This is a genomic window from Reichenbachiella carrageenanivorans, assembly GCF_025639805.1.
Lineage (GTDB): Bacteria > Bacteroidota > Bacteroidia > Cytophagales > Cyclobacteriaceae > Reichenbachiella > Reichenbachiella carrageenanivorans.
Map to the genome: position 1 here is coordinate 4,496,978 of NZ_CP106735.1, position 20,013 is coordinate 4,516,990.

The following is a 20,013-nucleotide window of genomic DNA, read 5'->3' on the forward strand; positions in this document are numbered from 1 at the left end:
ATGGCGAAGGCAAGGAAAGCAAAATCTTCAAAGAGCAATAGTAAAGGATCAGGATCGGGTGTCAATGGGTCGGCCATTGTCCTTATTATTGGCATTATTGTAATGGTAGGTCTCTACTGGATCAATCAAAACCCAGATTGGAGTGGGGAGCTCAAGAAAATCACAAATGGGATTGAGCTAGAGCAAAAAAAGGATTCAGAAAAAAAGACCGCCCCCTTGCCCACCAGCCAGCCCAAAAAACCTGATCCCAAACAAAAAACAACAGCGTCTGCAAAACCCGCTCAGAAAAAGTTTGAGGAAAATAAAATCGACGCACTGAATGGTGCAAAAGAAACTGTACAGACCAATGAAAATTTACCTGTTTACAGCAAAGACGATAACTACTACTACTCCTCTAGTTTCGACTTCACCTGGCCTGCATACACGCAAGAAGACGCCATTATAGAACATGCGCATTACACCCTAAGGTACAATGAAAAAACCGAGCAGGCCGATTGGGTAGCCTACACTTTGAAAAAGGTAAATCTGGACAACTCCAAATTTAGCCGTACCGACAATTTCCGAGAAGACCCAGATGTGAAGACTAAATCTGCAGCACTGGCTGATTATAAGGGTTCTGGCTACGACAGAGGTCACCTAGCTCCCGCAGCTGATTTTGGCTGGACCAAAGAAGGCATGAGCGAATCTTTCTACATGAGCAATATGAGTCCACAAGAGCCTAGTTTCAACCGTGGAATATGGAAAAAGCTAGAAGAGCGAGTCAGAGACTGGGCTAAAAGCAACGAGGAAATCTATGTAGTAACTGGGCCAATTTATTTCGGGAAAGGAGAAAAAATAGGTAAAAACAAAGTAGTGGTACCCGATCAATACTACAAAGTAGTATTAGAACTCAATGGCAAAGAAGTAAAAGGTATAGGATTTATCCTCGACAACGAAAAATCTTCAAAAGACCTCAGTGTCTATGCCATGAGCATAGACGAAGTGGAAAAAGCCACTGGACTCGACTTCTTTCCATCTATTCCCGATCAGCTAGAAAATCAAATCGAGCAAACGTACAATTATACACTATGGAAATAAAAAGAAGTATTACTTACAATACTTCTTTTCTGCAGCGCTGGCTTCTTTTACTCCCAAGTCTTTGGCTGACTTGAAATCCGCACAAGCACTTTTGTTTCGGCTGCTTTGCATTTTGATAGCTCCACGATATAGATAGGCTTCGCCGAGCTCTCTGTCCAGGTTGATGGCATTGTTATACGCTGTTAGTGCTTCTGCAAACATGCCTAGCTGGTGTCTGGATCTGCCCAACCAAAAATGAGCCTGTGCCAGATTGACATTTTCTTTCACTGCTAACTCTGCGTAATATTTAGCTTTCTCGAATTTTTGATCTCTATAGTAGTACTTGGCCAAGCTCAAAAGTGCCGAAGTATTTTTCTTATCTATTTCTAATACCGCTTCAAAATCTTCAAACGCTTTCTGAAACTTACCTAACTCCTCGTAAGACCTACCTCTATTATAGATAGATTTTACATGAGTAGGATGCAATCCGATATACTCATCATATGCTTTGATCGCCTCTGAGTACTTGCCTTCATTATACAGTTCATCCCCCTTAGATCGTTCTTCATTCTCACACGCAAATAGCACCACTGCGAGTACTAAGATCATCAATTGTTTCATTTTATGATTTTTTCTGCAAACTTATAGTGAATACTTAAAAAAGGAGAAGATATCGAATCAATTTGACGAAAGAATTGAAGCCTTTATAGACACAACTTGCATAGGATCTTTGGGGTCATTCGAGTAGATCGTAATTGATTTATTTTGATTACCCTTTCTACCTGTGGCATCAAAAGTTCCTTTCAGCGTCACAGACTTCCCAGGTTTTATTTCGGTTTTAGGCAAGTCAGCCACAAAGCAAGCACAGTTAGATTTTACTTTTCTGATTTCCAAAGCAGACTGGCCATGGTTAGTCAATACAAATTCGGCTATCGTTTTCGATCCCTCGCTTACTCTACCCAAGTCTTGCAATCTGTCCGTAATGGCCATCTTAGGGGCTTTCGCCAATTCAGCATCTGACAATGGGGCAAAATACTCACTGATCGTAGCAATCACGTTAATCTTTTTCGCAGCAGCATTAGCCTCGTTGGTATAAAACTGTATACCATGATTGTTATATCCTAGGTTGTCTTTATACACAGGGTTATAATCTATCACGACCTTTCCCACTTGCTTGGGTGCCAATACCTGCGGTTCAAATGTCAATTTGATGAAATCAGGTGCGTCATACGACTCTAAAATGACTAACGAATCCTTACTATCGTTATAGATATCAAAAGACTTTTCCACAGGTTTCTCCGTAGTAATTCTCCCCATATTGACTGACCTATTCTTAAACCTGGCATTTCCCACCTTTACCGTCATTTGCTCTTCTAGCGACTTCACTTTCGGAATTACTTTGCCTTGAATAAAGGCATTGACTACCGCAGGGTCTCCATTGGTAGTTATAGTCAATGATTTCCTGAAATTGCCTGGGCGGTTTCTTGGGTTATACTGAGCTTTCACAAATCCTCTTTCACCTGGCATTACTGGTTCTTTAGACCAGCCTGGCGTGGTACATCCACAAGAAGCGCGTACATTACTAATCACCAAGGGTGCAGTCCCTTTATTTTCGAATTCAAATTCATGAATAGCCAGTCCATCTTCTTCTTGGATTTCTCCAAAATCATATTCTCTTTCGAGAAATTCCAACCTACCTTTTTCTTGTGCAAGAAGCAGGTTGACACTAAAAAGAAAGAGAGAAAAAAACGTGTATTTTATAATGTAGGACATGGTATTTTATGAATTATTCATTGCAAATAAACAATAATGTCTTAACGTAGCAAAGGGAAATAATTTTATTAATTTGCGCAAAAATTAACTATGGCAAGAGTATTAACAGGAATTCAAAGTTCGGGCAGACCACACCTTGGCAACCTACTAGGTGCCATCATACCTGCCATCGAACTAGCAAAAAGTGAGAATCAAGAATCGTTACTTTTCATTGCAGATCTACACTCTTTTACTACCATCAAAGACCCTGCAACAAGAAAAGAAAATGTAATGTCTATCGCCGCTTCTTGGCTGGCTTGCGGACTAGACACCTCCAAGTCCATTTTCTATAGGCAATCTAAAATCCCCGAAGTATGCGAGCTCACTTGGTACCTCAATTGTATCACCCCTTACCCAATGCTCGCCAATGCACATTCATTTAAGGACAAATCTGACCGCCTATCAGACGTAAATGCAGGCCTATTCGACTACCCTGTGCTCATGGCAGCAGACATCCTCATGTATGATGCCGAACTAGTGCCCGTAGGCAAAGACCAACGGCAACATATAGAAATGACTCGCGACATTGCCAAGGCATTCAATCATCAATTTGGCGAAATTTTCGTCTTGCCTGAAGCTCGAATAGGAGCCGAAATCATGACCATACCTGGCACGGATGGACAGAAGATGAGCAAATCATATGGCAATATCATTGACCTTTTTCAACCTGAGAAAAAACTCAAGAAAAACGTCATGTCTATCATCACAGACAGCACACCGATGGAAGAGCCTAAAAATCCCGACGTATGCAACGTGTATAACATCTTCAAAACCATAGCCTCAGAAGAGCAAAAAGCAGAAATGAGACGTAACTATGAAGGCGGAAACTATGGCTATGGACATGCAAAAACAGCCTTATTCGAGCTCTTACTCGAAAGATTCGCTGAAGAAAGAAAATTGTTCGATCATTACATGGCCAATGAATCGGCGATAGAACAACACCTACAAGAAGGAGAAGAAAAAGCAAGAGCCATTGCGCATGACGTATTGGCCAGAGTAAAAAACACCATAGGATTCTAAAACATCATGGAAGAGAATATCAAAAAAACCATCGATACTTGGCTAAACAGTAGTATCGACGAAGCCGACAAAACAGCACTCAAAGCACTAGTAGATAGTGGCAATGAAACCGAACTCACTGATTGCTTTTACAAGGAATTAGAATTCGGAACTGGGGGTCTCCGAGGCGTCATGGGATTGGGTAGCAATCGCATGAACAAGTACACCGTAGGCAGCGCCACCCAAGGCCTGGCCAATTACATCAATGCGCAATTCCCAAACGAAGAAGCATCCATCGCCATCGCACACGATAGCCGCAATAACAGTGATGTATTTGCTCAAATCGTAGCCGACATCTGCTCAGCCAATGGCATCAAGGTATATTTATTCGAAGCACTACGCCCCACTCCCGAACTTTCGTTTGCGATCCGCTCTCTGGGTTGCAAAAGCGGAATCGTAGTCACCGCGTCTCACAACCCAAAAGAATACAACGGCTACAAAGTATACTGGGAAGATGGCGCGCAAATCATCGCTCCTCACGACACTAAAATAATCGAAGAAGTAAGAAAGATCACAAGTTTTGATCAAATCAATTTCGACGCTAACCCAGCACTTATTGAAAAAACTGGGAAGGATATAGATGAAAAGTACTTGACGGAAATGCTCAAACTGAGCCTTTCTCCAGAAGCAATCAAAAACCAATCGGATCTTTCAATTGTCTTCTCTCCTATCCACGGCACAGGTATCACACTCGTACCACAGGCACTAGAGCGCTTTGGCTTCACCAATGTTACTATTATCGAGGAACAAGCCACCCCTGATGGTAACTTCCCAACTGTGGTATACCCTAACCCAGAAGAAAAAGAAGCATTGACTTTGGCTCTAGCCAAAGCCAAAGAAATTGATGCAGAGCTTGTGCTAGCCACCGATCCGGATGCTGACCGAGTGGGCATCGCTATTCGAACCGAAACTGGCGATTTCGAACTACTCAACGGCAACCAAACTGGTGCACTATTGATCTACTACCTATGCCTCAAATGGAAAGCTAACAACAAGCTAGACGGAAAGCAGTACGTAGTCAAAACAGTAGTAACCACCGAACTAATCAAAGACATTGCAACTCATTTTGGTGTAGAGTGCTTTGATACATTGACGGGATTCAAACACATCGCAGGGCTCATCAAAGACTTGGAAGGCAAAAAGACCTTTATTGGTGGTGGAGAAGAAAGCTACGGCTACCTGATAGGTGACTTTGTAAGAGACAAAGATGCCATTGCCTCATGTGCAATGATCGCTGAAATGGCAGCTTGGGCCAAAGACAATGGCAAATCATTAGGAGACTTACTTGAGGAAGTATACTCACAATTTGGCATGTACCTAGAGGATTTAGTTTCATTGACCAAAAAAGGCAAATCAGGCGCTGAAGAAATTCAGGAAATGATGCACCAATTCCGAACCAATACACCATCTACTTTGGCTGGTTCGGAAATCGAATGGCTTATTGACTACCAAAATTCTACCTCCACAAATTTATTAACAAGCCAAAAAGAGAAAATCGATTTTCCTTCATCAAATGTCTTGCAATTTATCACCAAAGACGGATCCAAAATATCCATGCGCCCATCTGGCACAGAACCAAAGATTAAATTCTATATGAGCGTAAGATCTGATTCAGATTCAGACAGAAGTTTTGAAGATGAGAAATTGGTGCTTCGTGCCAAAACAGACAAAATTAAAGAAGAGCTTGGTTTGCTATAAGCAACCAGCTCATTTCCTGATATTTATGACAAATAAGAATATTACTTAGAAGTAATATCTATGAAAAAAAATGTTTTGAATATATTGCAATGAAATAGTGTGATAAAATTAGAAAAGTAGCTGAGTAAAAGAAAGAACAAGACACCTTCTTTATTCATCGAAAAGTTGATTAAAATATTCTGAATATATTTATATTTCAATTCTAATGTATTTCACCACCTAAACATAAAATTATTCAAATATGGTATTGCCCTTTTTGCTCATCATTGTCGGTTTCGTTATGCTTATTAAAGGCGCCGATTTTTTAGTGAACGGAGCTTCATCTCTTGCCAAGAGATATAACGTATCGGACATTGCTATCGGTCTTACAGTAGTAGCCATGGGCACTTCTGCTCCCGAGTTGGTAGTCAACATCATATCAGGGGCATCTGGAGAAAATGATGATATCGTATTTGGAAATATTATTGGGTCTAATATCTTCAACTTATTTTTAATCTTGGGTATTGCTGCGGTGATCTACCCTCTAACTGTGCAGAAAAATGCACTCTGGAAAGAAGTCCCCTATTCATTACTAGCGACCATCGTTCTTTTCGTATTGATCAATGATCAAATGTTCTTTGGAGCAGAAGAAAACACAATGAGCTCTACGGATGGCATCATCCTTTTAGTCATGTTTATTGGCTTCTTAGCCTATGTTTTTCAAAACATGAAGCGCACTGGCGACATGGGGGGAGATATAGATGAAATTGAAATGTATGGTAGTCTCAAAACTACCATGATGATTATTTTTGGCATAGCAGGTTTAGCTATTGGAGGACAGGTTATTGTGGACAATGCCATTACCATAGCAGAATACTTCAATATTAGCCAAAAAGTCATTGGACTGACTATATTAGCAGCAGGCACATCACTACCAGAATTAGCCACTACAGCAGTAGCTGCTTTCCATAAAAAATCTGATCTCGCAGTAGGAAATATAGTAGGTTCAAATATTTTCAACCTACTCTTAGTACTTGGAGCTACAGCCACGCTCAGTGCCCCTATTTCATACGACATGGACCTTAACTTAGACCTCTATATCGTAATGATTGGCACCTTCATGCTGTTTATATTCATGTTTACACTACAGAAATACAAATTGGATAGGGCCGAAGGAGCTATTTATTTAATTGGCTTTGTAGCTTACTCCGTGTTCATCTACATGAATCGTCTGTAAGCAGACGAACAACAACCTTTCTTTCTTGGTTAACACTTGTTAACACCTTTTAACAAGCCATTAACGGCTCGATGTTTGTATTAGGCATATTTTGCAACTGCATTTCTGCAAAAGCAACCTTTTTTAATTGGCACGCATTGAATAACCAAGGATACATTTCTAATCAAGATCAAATTTTGGAAGACAGTCAATTGACAGACTTGTGTAAAGCCAAGGATGAGTGGGCTCAAAAAGCGCTGTATGACAAATACGCGAATAAAATGATGCGCACCTGTCTAAGATATTTGAATGATGAAATGGAAGCAGAAGATGCCATGATCGATGGTTTCATGAAGGTATTTACAAAAATAGACTCCTTCGACTATCGTGGTAAAGGCAGCTTAGAAGGCTGGATAAAGAGAATAATGGTCAATGAGTCTCTGATGTTGCTCCGAAAAAGAAAAATGGATCAGGTAGAACTAGATAAGATCTACGATCTGTCTTGCGACAAAGCAACAGTAGATTCTCAACTCATGGAAGAGACCATTGTCAACCTTATTCAAAAACTACCAAAAGGTTATCGGACAGTATTCAATATGTATGTTATAGAAGGTTACTCCCACAAAGAAATTGGAGAGAAACTCAACATCAGTGAAAACACATCGAAGTCACAACTCAGTAAAGCCAGAGCTTCACTATCCAAATCGCTAAAACAAATAGGTGCGCTATGAAAGTCAACGAAAATCAAATAAACGGGTCTGAATCTAAAGCAAAAGCTACAGATGAGCTAAGCAAAAAGGCAGTTGAAAAAATAGATGGCATTCCCGTCAAGCATTTTGACTTGAATGAAACATGGCTGAAGTTGTCTAACCGTCTCGGGCACGTAGACAAGCGATTTGTAACTTGGGGATTGGCTATGGCAGCTTCTTTCTCTCTACTGGTAGCAGCCAATACCGAAATTTTTAATTGGGGAAAACTAGACACCAAACCCAAAGAAACAATTACTCACAGCCCCTCTGTAACTAAAGAAAAGGTAGTGCTCCCCCAAAAACTACCAGCTTCAACAGCTGTGTTAGAGAAAATCACACCTCTTCCTGTAAAGGAAAAGCGAAATAAACCAGTTATAAAACCTCCAACCACAGACACGCAACAATCCATAGTTAAGCTCGATAGAAATGCTCAAAAGCATATCGAAATGCCCCGACTATCTAATCCATTCGTGTCAGTTTTTGCAAAGGTTAATTTGCAAACAGAAGGAATCACCCCTGAACTGGGCATAGATTTTAAACTCATGGAAAACTATACTGCTAAACGAAGAGAAATTTACAAGCTCGGAGCATCTTCTCAACTCAATTTCAGAACAAATGAAGCTGGTGACAGAAAAATGCATCCTCACACGTTTGTAAACCTAGAGTATAGCACATTAAACAAGCATACCAATAAAGGCTGGACTACACGCGCTGGATATTTACTAAACCCTGATGGCTATCTTTATCAAGACACAACAATCAAAGTATCCTTATTTAGAAATATCGGCAAACACCTAAAAATAGGACCCGAGGTAATATTTACGGATAATTTAAAGCAAGCCTATCCTAGCCTTTCGTTGGTCTTAGGCTAAGGTCAAGCAAACTGAAATTTCATATATTTGATATTCTCCCCCTGATCATAGAATAGCTTTTCGTATTTGGTCTTTACGCCAAAATGCTCATCCATATACTCAGAGTTATAAAGATCATGTGTGTAAATCAAGTTTTTCACCTTCAACATACCTTCATTGATCAACTCCAATGTATAATCAAACAAAAAAGTATTATCCGTCTTAAACTTGAGCCAGCCATTCTCTTTCAGTAATTTCCGGTAGACATCCATATGCCTTGGAGCAGTCAAACGTTTTTTTTCATCTTTGTCTTTCGGACGTGGATCTGGAAAAGTCACCCATATTTCATCTATTTCGTGAGCTCCAAAATGCTTGTCGAGCAATTCGATTTGTGTACGCAAGAAAGCCACATTTTCTAAGCCATTAGCTATCGCATACGAACTACCTACCCATATACGTGACCCTTTGATATCTACCCCTACAAAGTTGGTATCTAGCATCTTCTCCCCTAGCCCTACGGTATATTCGCCTCTTCCACAGCCCAACTCTACGACAAGATCATTATCATTTTTAAAATGTTCTTCTCTCCATTTCCCAATCAAATGGCCGAAATTGGACTTACCATCTTGCACGACATTGTACCGTTCGGCATTGTCTTTAAATCGCTCTAATTTTTTTCTACTCACTTATAAATCATTTAATTCCGCTACTACAAAGGTGCTACCTCCAATAAAAACCAAATCCTTAGGATTTGCATTCGCTAAAGCAGCATGGTAGGCCTCATCTACAGAACCATATACTTGGCCTTTCAATCCATAATTGACTGCCTGCTCAGCCAACACCTCAGCACTCATAGCCCGAGGCACATGAGCAGCACAAAAATAATACTCACATTCTTTAATGAGCAATGGAAATATCTTATCCAACGATTTATCTGCAACAGCACCCCAAACAATATGTAATTTCTCATAATCAATAGTGGCAACCTGTTCCATCAACCAAACCACAGCCTCTTCATTATGACCTACATCACAGATAACCCGAGGTACTGAACGAAGGGTCTGCCATCTGCCTTTTAGTCCTGTCTGAGCCACTACATGATTCACCCCTGAGGCAAAGGCCGATTCATCAACTTGAATCCCACGGCTTCTAAGCTGATCTATCGCTCTAGACACCGTCCCCAGATTCAACCGTAACACGGGCAAAGATAAGTCTGACGGCATATCAGGCACTTGACCTACTACAGGTTCATCTAAAACGGATTGTTTTTGTACTACAACTAATTTGATCTCATGCAGTGCCTCTGGGGGCAAATGCCCAACAACTACAGGCACACCATCTTTGATAATTCCTGCTTTCTCCCTAGCGATCTCTTCGATAGTATGTCCCAACATGTCCTGATGATCTAGGCTTATCGATGTGATCACCGACAATTCAGGCGTAATAATATTGGTAGAATCTAGTCGCCCACCAAGCCCTGTTTCCACCACTGCGAAATCTACTTCTCGCTCAGCAAAATAAGCATATGCCATCACTACCGTAATCTCAAAAAAAGACGGAGCTATTTTTTCAATGGCTGATTGATGCTTATTTACAAATTCAGAAATAAACGACTCGGTAATTTCCTCTCCGTTCACACGTATACGCTCTCTGAACGAACGCAAATGCGGTGAAGTATAAAGTCCTACCTTATAACCTGCAGATTGCAATACAGAAGCAATTAAATGGGAGGTAGAGCCTTTACCATTAGTACCTGCTACATGTATACTCTTGAATCGTTGATGTGGATTATTTAATACCTCTGCCAAACGGAGTGTATTGGTCAAATCCTTTTTAAAAGCCACCTTCCCCACTCGCTGATACATTGGCAGCTGAGTGTATAAGAAGTCGAGGACTTCTTGATAGTTCATAATTTTAATTGGATTGGATAATAAATGTAATCTTTCCAGTAGAGGTCGCGGCAGCGGCACGGCCGTCCGACACTTTACTAAAGGTAAGCTCCATAACCGCATCTCGATAGACTTTTTCCACTACTGGCGACACTGTTTTTTCTAGGGTCTTAATGCCAATAATTTCTCCTTCTTCATCAATAATGATTTGAAAAACAATCATGCCATTTTCAGAAGATTTGTCATTAGGCTGTGGTTTAAAATCCCAATCCCAGCCAGCCAAATCTAAACTTGAACCTTTGTTGCCTGACCCTGAACCATTATCTACTTTTTTAAAAATGGCACGATCATCGATTTTGGGCTTTTCTACTTTCTTCTTTTCTTCTACTTTTTCCTCTGTTTTTTTAGGTGCTTCTACTGTTTTGGCATCAGACCCTGTATCTGTTTTTTCTACTTTCTGAGTTTTAGTTTCTTCCTTCTTGATAGTTTTCTCTACTACATCTGGACTGTTCAAGTCTTCTGTTTCTGTAGCAGTTTCAGCCACATCACTTTCCACTGTTTCGATATCCTCTCCATCTGCCTCTTCTGCTGCGGTTTGTTCAGACTGTTCTTGGGTTTCAACTTGTTCCTCCACCTCTTCTGAAACTTCTTCTACTTCATCTATTACCTCTTCAGATACAGCTTCCTCACTCTGATTTTCGCTCACTATACTTGCACCAAGATTGAACTCAATACCATATTCTGGTATCGGAGGATCGGGCTCAGTCCATGCCAACATCACAAAAAAGAGCACAAAAAGCACTGCATGTAGCCCTACAGACACATACATACTGATCGCTCTATTTTTTCTCTCCTGCTTATCCAAAATTAATCTGGTTTTGTAGCCAAAGATATTTTCGACCCTAGCTTGGTGGCGACACTAGCCACATTTACTAAATGCTCTACTGGCACTGACTTATCGCAATGCAGCACAACTACTCCTTCTTTGTCTTTAAGCTCGGTCTTCAACGCACGTTCCAAACCACTCAACTCCACTTTTTGATCATTTACGAAATATTGTAAATCAGGTGTAATCGTGACACTGATCTTTTGCATTACAATGGTAGAACTTTTGCTTGTTGGTAAATTCACAGGCAGGCCCGAAGGTGTAATAAAAGATGAAGTCAGCATGAAAAATATCAACAAGAGAAATATCACATCTGTCATTGATGACATTGAAAATGAAGACTCTATTTTGTGTTTAGAACCAAGTTTCATTTTTTCTGGGGTTCTTGTAGTAAATCAATGAAATCAATTGAAGTGTACTCCATACCATGGATCAACTTACCTACTTTGGTCACCAAATAATTGTATGCCAAATAAGTCAAAATACCTACAAACAAACCTGCAGCTGTCGTAATCATAGCTTCATATATTCCACTAGAGAGCAATTTAGGACTCACTGCACCTTCTTCTTGAGCAATCGAAATAAAGGCTTGAATCATCCCTGTTACTGTACCTAAGAAACCAATCATAGGCGCTGCTCCTGAAATAGTAGCTAACAAACTCAGGTTCTTTTCCAATTTATAAATTTCTATTTTCCCTACATTTTCTATAGATGCTTCTATACTTTTCAGCGGGCTGCCTATTCTAGAGATACCCTTCTCTACCATTCGAGCGATTGGTGTAGCTGTAGATTGACACAAGGTTTTAGCTTCTGAAATACCTCCATTCAATACCATGCTTTTGATATCCGACATAAAAGCATCTGGCGTTTTAGATGCGTCTTTTATTGTAAGAAGTCTTTCTACAAAAACATATATACCCAAAATAGAGAGCAATAATATGGGTACCATCATATACCCTCCTTTCAATAACAAATCCAACACGGAAACTTGTTCGACCACTTGTTCTACTACTTCATCTACTGGAATTTCCTGAGCTAGAGAAGCTAAAATTGTATTTAGTATTAGCATAATTTCATTTAAACAAAAAAAAGGCCAAGATGACCTTTTTATATTTTAATACAGTTTTAAAATCAACGCGTATGGTTAAATCAATATTGTAATGCCCAGACGTCATCTCCATATTGACCTTTGAAGTCTCCTAATTGACTGGCTGCATCGCCATAGCTGGCAAAATCAGCCACCGATACTCTGTATCGTTTAGACTTACCATATGGATGAATTATCTTCACTCCATTCCCCTCGTTACTCAATTCTGTTGCATAGTCCATGGCCAAATCTTGATCTACAAAGCTTGCAATCACGACATATGACCTTGAAGTACGAGCCGTTACCTGAACGATCTCTCCAGGGTTAGCAGTAGCTGCGGTAGGCGCAGGAGTATTCACTACTGGCTTTTCTTCTTTAACCACTGGCTCTTCTTCGACTTTAACTTCTTCAACAGGCTTAGCCACTGGTTTCTTTACCGTTTTCTTCGGCACTTCTTTTTTAGCTACTTTTTTTGGACCATCCTCTAATGAGAAATAGTAAAAAGCTCCTCCAATAATAGAGATAATTAAAACACCAATGACGATTACTTTAGTAAACCCTCCTGAACTCTCTTCATATGAGTAAGGTTTGTATGTAGGAGGTAATGAAGGAGTATCCGTTTCTTCAAAGTCAGACTTCTCATCATCGAACGACATACCGTCTGTATCGAAAATAGAATCATCTTCTTCGGAGGAAGAATCAGCCGCAAAAAGAGAATCCCCTTCTCCACTAGAATCTCCTAAAGAGGTATCATCTTGATCGTCTTCGTCCAAAATACCTAAAGCAGCTAACTGATCAGGACTATCAATATTAGCCAACAAATCATCGGTATCGTTTAGATCATCGGAAGAAAGATCTAATCCCATATCTTCAATAGACGAAACATCATCACTACCTGCATCTACGTCTTCTCCGATAAGGTCGTCATAGTTGATGTCCGCACTAAAATCAGGAGAGAGTGGGTCTTCATCGTCATCTCCCAAGCGATCTGAGATTAATTGAGCACTGTCCAACACATCCTCTACTTCTTCTATACCTTCATCAAGCACAGAACCTTCGGGAGGATCAAGATCCCCTGGTTGTAGACCGTCAGCACTCTCAGATGATTCAGGAACATCAATATCATCCAGAACACTCATGTCAATGCCTTCTGGCTCTGGTAGTGTTCCTTCATTATCGGACTCATCGTCATCCGAATCATCCAAATTAAAATCTAATTCTTGCAATTCATCAAACTCCAAATCTGGTAAACCAAAATCCTCGTCTGACTGATTTGATTTGTTTTCTTCTTCCGAACCTTCGTTGAGTTTATCGTCGGCCATATCTAAGCAATTACCTTATTATTAATATAAACTTATTAAATCACACCTTAAATGTATAGAATTATTTTGAAATAACAACTTTATGGTGTCCTTTGTATTTTCCTATAAAATTATCACTAATTCAATCAAAATATTACTTTAATCCAATATATCTGGCATGAGTACTTTTATAAAATCATTTTCTATGGCAAGGTTACTACATCGTTTTCCATTTCACACATTATCAAATGGAAACATTGAGTTCCAAATGCCAATTGTACTTATCCTATTTAGCTTAGCTACACTTTCGTGCCAGTCCAAAACCACTTCTTTCGACTCTTTCAACTCGCCGCAATGGAAAGCTGAAACAACAAACTGTAAAGGTTATAGGGGTACTGTAATTGAAAACATGGAAACTGAATTCGACAAATTCATAGGCCTGAGTGAACGCGAACTCATCGAAATACTGGGTGCCCCAACGAAAACACATCTATACACCCGTGGTCAAAAATTCTTTAGTTATCAAATCAATTGCCTAGACAGCACCAATTCTAAATCACTTAGAATCAGATTCAGTGCGTTAGACTATGTCAATGAGGTATTGATTTTAGAATAAAGTAAGTTTCCCATTCAAATTATTTATTGCTTTGACAAATCATAGCGTCTACAGAAAGGCTAAATACATCATATACAAAAGAACTGTCGTCAGGCCCACTGACTTAATTTGGTCCTTTATTGGCGGATTCATCGGCATTGGACTGATTGGCTATATACAAAGTTTATCTTTCAATCAATTAGAAAACACTTTCCTAGTAGGGTCATTTGGTGCTTCTGCTGTACTGCTATATGGCGCTACCAATAGCCCTCTTTCTCAACCAAGAAACCTAGTCGGGGGTCACTTAGTAAGCGCTACAGTAGGTGTCTCTATAGCCTATTGCATCTCGTCTCCTGAACTACACTGGTTGGCTTGTGCTCTAGCTGTAGGGTTAGCCATAGTGGGTATGCTCATTACTAAAACTGTACACCCTCCTGGCGGAGCTACTGCATTAATTGCCAATATAGGAAGTGAGAAAATCAAGAGTTTGGGTTATATGTACGTTCTTAACCCTATTTTAACAGGCACAATCATCCTATTGGTAGTCGCCTTGATATTCAATAACCTACCCAAAAACAGGAGCTATCCATACAAATGGAAAAAGAAATCAGGTCATTTACCCACTTGAATAGTAGCTACAGCCGAAGCGCCAAAGTAACCTAATACAAGCTCATTGTCATTATTAGGATTTGACATATTTCCTTTGATAATCCCTGGCTGTATACGAGGAGTCAAGGCAGAGCTACTGGTTTGTTCTTTTATATTGATATAATATTCGAATGCCCCTTTAGACAAAGACATATGCTGAATTTGAGCTTGATCTGCTGCTGTAAAAAGCACATTGCTAGCATCATATTTAAATTTATTACCATTGGTAAACTGATCATCAAAGAGAACCAATTCTTCTGGTTTATTCCTAAGCTCATTATTCACATAAACTTTCCAGCGGTAGTAATTTTCTAATATCACATCGTCTTCTACAAAAGCCGAAACGAAGAAGTTTTCATCCTCTGGCTTTACATTAAAATCCGCTGGATCTGCCACAAAATCAACAAATACATCCTGTACTGGACTGAGTGGAGGCAGTTCTTCTTTTGCAGATTGATAGATCGATTGACCGTGATGTATCGTAAGTTGATAAATCCCCCCTGGCTGACCGACAAACACTGACGGGTCTGACTGATAACGTCCAGAGGTAGCTATCTCTACAAAATCATATTGCGTACCCGATTGATCTGTCACATACACTTTTGCCTCAGACACAGGCAAATAACCTGACTGGTCAGAATACCCATTACTCCATGAGAGTTTGATTTCGTAAGGCACGGCTTCGTCAGTAATCCAGCCAAAAACGACCACATTAGATTGTCCTGCTTCCAGTTCTAAATTGATCTGATCAACACAAGCACAAAGGGCTAAGCCAATACAAGACAGTACAATATGATATAGATGACTTTTCAAAATTTGAAATTATATGTAACAGAAGGAATCATCGTTCCTAACACTGACAATTTCTCAACTACAGACACTCCTTGTTGCTTTTCGCTTTCTCGAAAATAGTAGGCTTGAGCATTGCGACGTGCATATACATTATAAATAGAAAACACCCAGCTGCTTTCGGCTCTGCGTTTCTTCCCATTTTTTCTAAACTCTTTTAGATTAAGTGTAGCTGCGATGTCTAACCGGTGATAATCAGACAACCGATCTAGATTTCGATTGGGAAAATGAGGAACTAGCAGCCCATCTATCTGATACTTGGAAGAAGGAAATGAATACGGCCTACCCGTGTAATACACAAAACTTGAAGACAAGGAAAGGTAGGGTGTCAGTTGGTAGATTCCTGTAATGGCGATGTCGTGTGTCCGATCATAGTTGGTGGGAAAATATGCTCCGCCGTTTATTTTTTCTTCTTCTAAATCTCCATTGACCTGACGTTCTGATTTAGAAAGTGTATATCCTAACCAGCCAGTAAGCTTCCCAAATTTTTTCCTTAAGAATACTTCCATTCCATAGGCCCGCTCATTTCCATTCAATATTTCCGTTTCTATAGACTCATTGAAAAGCAAATTCGCTCCATTTTTATAATCTACCACGTTTTGGATTTTTCTATAATAAACCTCTAGAGACAAATCCATATCGAACTTTTTCACATATTGATATAGACCAATCGTGGTCTGGAGCATCGTAGTCGGCAACAAATACTCTCCACTAATCTGCCACAAATCTGATGAAGCAGGCGACTGTGTATTGGACAGCAAGTGCATATACTGTACTGATCCAAAGTGTCCAACTTTCAACGACATGTTGGGGTTGAGCTGGTACTTCATTGACAAGCGAGGCAAAACCGTCTGATAAAAGGTCTTTGCATTATCCTCTCCAGCAGATACGGTGTCGATTCGAGTATTTAATGACTTCACCTGATTAGGCTGGTAAGTATACATATCCGAACGCCCAGAATTCACAAAATTAGAATACCTCGCTCCTAATGAAACCGAAAGGTCTCCGAAATGCCTTTCATTAGACAAGTATATCGACGACTCTATCCCTAATTCATTATCCAATCGAACTGCATTTTCTGCAGAACCCGGCCCTGGTATTCGCTCTCCAGGATTCAGAAAATGAGTTACTATTTCTCCCCCATATTCAAATATATTTTTGGGACTATAGTACGATGTCATATCGAATTTGGCTGCTATATCTGTAATGCTGGACGAACCCACATAATCCGCCGCTTCGCGTTCTTCTTCCACACGATATTCGTACTGACTAAAATAGGATGTAAGATTCATGAAATGTTTGGACTTATGAATCTTATTCCATCTAACAGACATGACTCTATTGCCCCATTTCTGAATGGCATCAATCCCAAATTGATTAGCATCTGCACCAAAGTACCCTGAGAAATAAATCTTATTCTTGCTATTCAAATCAAATTTGACCTTAGTATTAATATCCTGAAAACTCACTCTGGTATTGGCCAACGTTGGGCTTTTTGTATTTCTCAAAATCAAATCCCAAAACGTACTCCGAGCAGACAACAAATAGTTAGCATTGCCTTTCATGATAGGGCCTTCGATCATCAGTCTACTGGTGATCAACCCCAAACCTCCTGACAAGTGAAACTCACTATCATTCCCTTCCTTTTGACGAATGTGCATAACGGATGAAGTTCTCCCTCCATATTTTGCAGGCAAGTCTCCTTTCAGAATTTCCACATCCTTAACTGCATCAGGGTTAAAAACTGAAACCAGTCCAAAGAAATGGTTAGAATTGTAAATCACGGCTTCATCCAGCATGATTAGATTGGCATCTGCAGCACTACCCCTTACATTTACACCAGACACGCCCTCTCCTACATTGGAGATCCCGGGAAGCAGCATAGAGCTTTGAAAAACATCTACCTCGGCAATGTAAGGAATCTGACTAGCCATGTCCATATCGAGCTTATTAGAGCTAAGTAAGATGTTTTGAGCTTTCACGTCAAACAGCTCCTGTTCCTCTACTACCACATTATCCAACTCTACAGAGTTTTCAACCAATTGAAAATTAAATTGAAAATCCTTATTGAGCTCGATAGCGTAGTTGACTGTATGGTACCCTATAAATGACACCAACAGATCATATTTACCTTTCGGCAAGGAGAATGCGTAAAACCCATAACCGTTAGTAGCCAGTCCTGTCTCTATGTTTTTAATATACACCGTAGCACCAATGAGGGCTTCACCTGAGGCGGCATCCTCCACCAAACCACTGATCGCATACTTATACTCTCTTTCTGGGCGATCGTAATAACGAATCATAAGCTGCCCTTCGTAATTGATATAATCTAGGTTTTCGTTATGACAAATCCTCGACAAGATCTCTTTGACCGTTGTCTCCTTGATTTTCCCAAATTCAATTTCCTTCTTGAGTGGTATGATATTGTCGTGATATGCCACATTGACCCCTTGCTGAGGCAACAGGTTTTCCAGTATATCTTGTGTCTTGTATTTTTTTTTATAGAGAATCACTGTCCGCTCTAGGACATTCTCTTGTGCGCGCATTTCTGATGTAAAAATCAGAAGGGCAAACAAAGGCAAGAAATATTTTCTAACAACGACGAGATCCAATCTATCCTATACGATAAGTGCAATTTGAACCAAATTTAGACATTGCATTTTAAGGTATGAATAGAATCTACAAAAAAACCACGCCAATGGCGTGGTTCGTCCTTTGTAATTCAAGTATTTTATTAACAGCCTGGGCCTGTTAGCCTAATGGCCTTGCCTTTTTTCTCATGCTTTATATTCGCAATGATATCCAGCGTGTTTAAAATTTGATCCAGATTCTTATCTTCAAAAGAAGAAGTGATCAAACAATTTCGTATTGCGTCATCTACTTTAATTTTCACATCAAAATGTTCACTTAGCACATCTACCACCTGCGACAGAGGGGAGCTCTTGAATACAAAATCCTGCGTCATCCATGCAGATGCATTTACATCAAACCCTTCATTTTTAATGATTGTATTACTTTTATACGTAGCTTGATTACCCTTCTCTAATACAACCTTGATTTCATTATTGTCTGTAAGTGCAAATGACACCAAGCCACTCGTTACGTTTACGTTAGCATAATTGGCTTTTGAAATCAAATCGAAAGAGGTACCCAATACCTCCACTGTAGTTTTTTCTCCTAAGATTCTGAAAGGTCTTGCCGCATCCTTGGCTACATCAAAATAGGCTTGACCATCCAAACTCACCATACGTTCATTATCAGCCATCATTTTAGAATAGGTCAATTTCGAATGCTCGTTCAACCAAACTACTGTTCCATCAGTCAGTTCTATTTTCCTCACTTCTTTGTCTCCCGTCATAGCCACTAGTTCGTCGCTATTTTGGTACTTCAATACCAGAAAGCCCAAACCTGCCACTAATGCGATCATAGCAGCCATTCGGTACATGAAAGTGAAGCTGGAAGTTTTGCTTTGCTCTATCGCTAGTGCCACTTTGGCCCAAGCCTTATCTACATTAGGCTGAAAACCCGTAGAGTCATATGCGGCAGAGAGATATATTTTCTCAATCTCCGCAAAAGTTTTTTCATTCGCTGGTGACAGAGCTACCCATTGCTCCACCAGAAGTCGCTCTTTTGCATCGAGCTCATCTTTTAAATAGGCGAGTATTTTAAATTCCAAATTTTGCATTTTAGTCGTCGTTCAATGATATGTCAAGCAAACCATTTCACCCCCCTATAAGTAACCTGAAAAATCCATCAAAAGAAGCAACATTATTTTGTCCCAAATCGGATTGAGCTGCTCTCTCAGTTTTTTGAGCGCTAGTCCCACCTGGTTTTCAACCGTTTTCACAGAAATATCGAGCTCTTCTGCTATCTCTTTATAGGTCATTCCTGCATTTCTACTCAGGTTGAAAATAATCCGGCATTTATTGGGCAATGTTTCTATGGCTGAATGGACATATTCCTTGAGTTCTTCCATGACCAGTTCCTGCTCACGGTTATCCTCTTCCATAAAGCCTATCCCATCCAAATCTACTTTCTTCTGCTCTTTGGGTAATTGTAGTTTCAAATAGTTGAACGACCGGTTTCTAATAGCGGTAAATAAATACGATTTGATAGAGGTTGTGATGGTCAGACTGGCTCTTCGCTCCCATATATTGATAAATACTTCTTGCACCACCTCTTCTGCCACTTGTTCATCACGCACATACTTCATGCAAAATTTGCATAAATCACTGTAGTAGGTTTTGAAAATTTGCTCAAAGGCGCCTCTATCATGATTGGATAGGCGCAGAATTAATTCGTCTTCGTCGGATATATGCACTTATATTGTTTAGGTAT

General features: G+C 39.9%; 20 protein-coding genes. 8 read left to right on the forward strand and 12 right to left on the reverse strand.

Annotated features, from left to right (window positions below; genetic code table 11):
• Entirely contained in the window at positions 1-1,077 is a 1,077-nt protein-coding gene (locus N7E81_RS18155; protein ID WP_263051022.1) for a DNA/RNA non-specific endonuclease, read from the forward strand.
• Between the two features lie 9 nt (positions 1,078-1,086).
• Here N7E81_RS18155 and N7E81_RS18160 read toward each other — a convergent pair whose 3' ends face one another.
• Both N7E81_RS18160 and N7E81_RS18165 read right to left on the reverse strand, forming a co-directional pair.
• Positions 1,087-1,665, reverse strand: coding sequence for a tetratricopeptide repeat protein (locus tag N7E81_RS18160; protein WP_263051023.1), 579 nt, complete (start codon positions 1,663-1,665; stop codon positions 1,087-1,089).
• Between the two features lie 69 nt (positions 1,666-1,734).
• A complete protein-coding gene (locus tag N7E81_RS18165) occupies positions 1,735-2,829 on the reverse strand; it encodes a DUF1573 domain-containing protein (protein WP_263051024.1) in 1,095 nt (364 codons plus the stop codon).
• Between the two features lie 90 nt (positions 2,830-2,919).
• Here N7E81_RS18165 and trpS point away from each other — a divergent pair, with 90 nt between their 5' ends.
• From trpS to N7E81_RS18190, 5 genes are all read left to right on the forward strand, one after another.
• Positions 2,920-3,888, forward strand: coding sequence for a tryptophan--tRNA ligase (gene trpS, locus N7E81_RS18170; protein WP_263051025.1), 969 nt, complete (start codon positions 2,920-2,922; stop codon positions 3,886-3,888).
• Positions 3,889-3,894: 6 nt separating this feature from the next.
• Complete coding sequence (locus N7E81_RS18175; protein ID WP_263051026.1) at positions 3,895-5,625, forward strand: phospho-sugar mutase; 1,731 nt, start codon at positions 3,895-3,897, stop codon at positions 5,623-5,625.
• Positions 5,626-5,866: 241 nt separating this feature from the next.
• On the forward strand, positions 5,867-6,841 hold the full coding sequence (locus N7E81_RS18180; RefSeq protein WP_263051027.1) for a calcium/sodium antiporter: 975 nt from the start codon (positions 5,867-5,869) through the stop codon (positions 6,839-6,841).
• Positions 6,842-6,978: 137 nt separating this feature from the next.
• On the forward strand, positions 6,979-7,551 hold the full coding sequence (locus N7E81_RS18185; RefSeq protein ID WP_263051028.1) for an RNA polymerase sigma factor: 573 nt from the start codon (positions 6,979-6,981) through the stop codon (positions 7,549-7,551).
• Entirely contained in the window at positions 7,548-8,441 is an 894-nt protein-coding gene (locus N7E81_RS18190; RefSeq protein WP_263051029.1) for a hypothetical protein, read from the forward strand. The genes N7E81_RS18185 and N7E81_RS18190 overlap by 4 nt, the downstream gene beginning before the upstream one ends.
• A 2-nt stretch (positions 8,442-8,443) precedes the next feature.
• Here the strand turns inward: N7E81_RS18190 and trmB are convergent, their stop codons facing one another.
• The 6 genes from trmB to N7E81_RS18220 form a co-directional block, all read right to left on the reverse strand.
• Positions 8,444-9,106, reverse strand: coding sequence for a tRNA (guanosine(46)-N7)-methyltransferase TrmB (trmB, locus tag N7E81_RS18195; RefSeq protein WP_263051030.1), 663 nt, complete (start codon positions 9,104-9,106; stop codon positions 8,444-8,446).
• Positions 9,107-10,330 carry a bifunctional folylpolyglutamate synthase/dihydrofolate synthase gene (locus tag N7E81_RS18200; protein WP_263051031.1) on the reverse strand — a complete coding sequence of 408 codons (1,224 nt, stop codon included), beginning with the start codon at positions 10,328-10,330 and terminating at the stop codon, positions 9,107-9,109.
• Positions 10,331-10,334: 4 nt separating this feature from the next.
• Positions 10,335-11,174 carry a hypothetical protein gene (locus N7E81_RS18205; protein WP_263051032.1) on the reverse strand — a complete coding sequence of 280 codons (840 nt, stop codon included), beginning with the start codon at positions 11,172-11,174 and terminating at the stop codon, positions 10,335-10,337.
• A 2-nt stretch (positions 11,175-11,176) separates the two neighbouring features.
• Positions 11,177-11,566 (reverse strand): ExbD/TolR family protein, encoded by a 390-nt coding sequence (locus tag N7E81_RS18210; RefSeq protein WP_263051033.1) that lies wholly within the window; start codon positions 11,564-11,566, stop codon positions 11,177-11,179.
• Positions 11,563-12,264: a MotA/TolQ/ExbB proton channel family protein gene (locus N7E81_RS18215; protein ID WP_263051034.1), complete on the reverse strand. Its 702-nt coding sequence runs from the start codon at positions 12,262-12,264 to the stop codon at positions 11,563-11,565. The genes N7E81_RS18210 and N7E81_RS18215 overlap by 4 nt, the downstream gene beginning before the upstream one ends.
• An 80-nt stretch (positions 12,265-12,344) precedes the next feature.
• Positions 12,345-13,604 (reverse strand): SPOR domain-containing protein, encoded by a 1,260-nt coding sequence (locus tag N7E81_RS18220; protein ID WP_263051035.1) that lies wholly within the window; start codon positions 13,602-13,604, stop codon positions 12,345-12,347.
• 247 nt (positions 13,605-13,851) lie between these two features.
• Between N7E81_RS18220 and N7E81_RS18225 the strand changes: the two genes are divergently transcribed.
• Positions 13,852-14,199 carry a hypothetical protein gene (locus N7E81_RS18225; RefSeq protein WP_263051036.1) on the forward strand — a complete coding sequence of 116 codons (348 nt, stop codon included), beginning with the start codon at positions 13,852-13,854 and terminating at the stop codon, positions 14,197-14,199.
• A 31-nt stretch (positions 14,200-14,230) separates the two neighbouring features.
• Positions 14,231-14,806 carry an HPP family protein gene (locus tag N7E81_RS18230; RefSeq protein WP_263051037.1) on the forward strand — a complete coding sequence of 192 codons (576 nt, stop codon included), beginning with the start codon at positions 14,231-14,233 and terminating at the stop codon, positions 14,804-14,806.
• Here the strand turns inward: N7E81_RS18230 and N7E81_RS18235 are convergent.
• The 4 genes from N7E81_RS18235 to N7E81_RS18250 all read right to left on the reverse strand — a co-directional run bounded on the left by N7E81_RS18235 (position 14,791) and on the right by N7E81_RS18250 (position 19,996).
• The gene (locus tag N7E81_RS18235; protein WP_263051038.1) at positions 14,791-15,639 is read right to left on the reverse strand and encodes a DUF4249 domain-containing protein; all 849 of its coding nucleotides are present in this window, start codon (positions 15,637-15,639) and stop codon (positions 14,791-14,793) included. The two genes, N7E81_RS18230 and N7E81_RS18235, sit on opposite strands and share 16 nt — an antisense overlap.
• On the reverse strand, positions 15,636-18,221 hold the full coding sequence (locus tag N7E81_RS18240; protein WP_263051039.1) for a TonB-dependent receptor: 2,586 nt from the start codon (positions 18,219-18,221) through the stop codon (positions 15,636-15,638). The genes N7E81_RS18235 and N7E81_RS18240 overlap by 4 nt, the downstream gene beginning before the upstream one ends.
• 188 nt (positions 18,222-18,409) lie before the next feature.
• Positions 18,410-19,360 (reverse strand): FecR family protein, encoded by a 951-nt coding sequence (locus N7E81_RS18245; RefSeq protein ID WP_263051040.1) that lies wholly within the window; start codon positions 19,358-19,360, stop codon positions 18,410-18,412.
• A 45-nt stretch (positions 19,361-19,405) separates the two neighbouring features.
• On the reverse strand, positions 19,406-19,996 hold the full coding sequence (locus N7E81_RS18250) for an RNA polymerase sigma-70 factor (protein WP_263051041.1): 591 nt from the start codon (positions 19,994-19,996) through the stop codon (positions 19,406-19,408).
• Between the last annotated feature and the right edge of the window lie 17 nt (positions 19,997-20,013).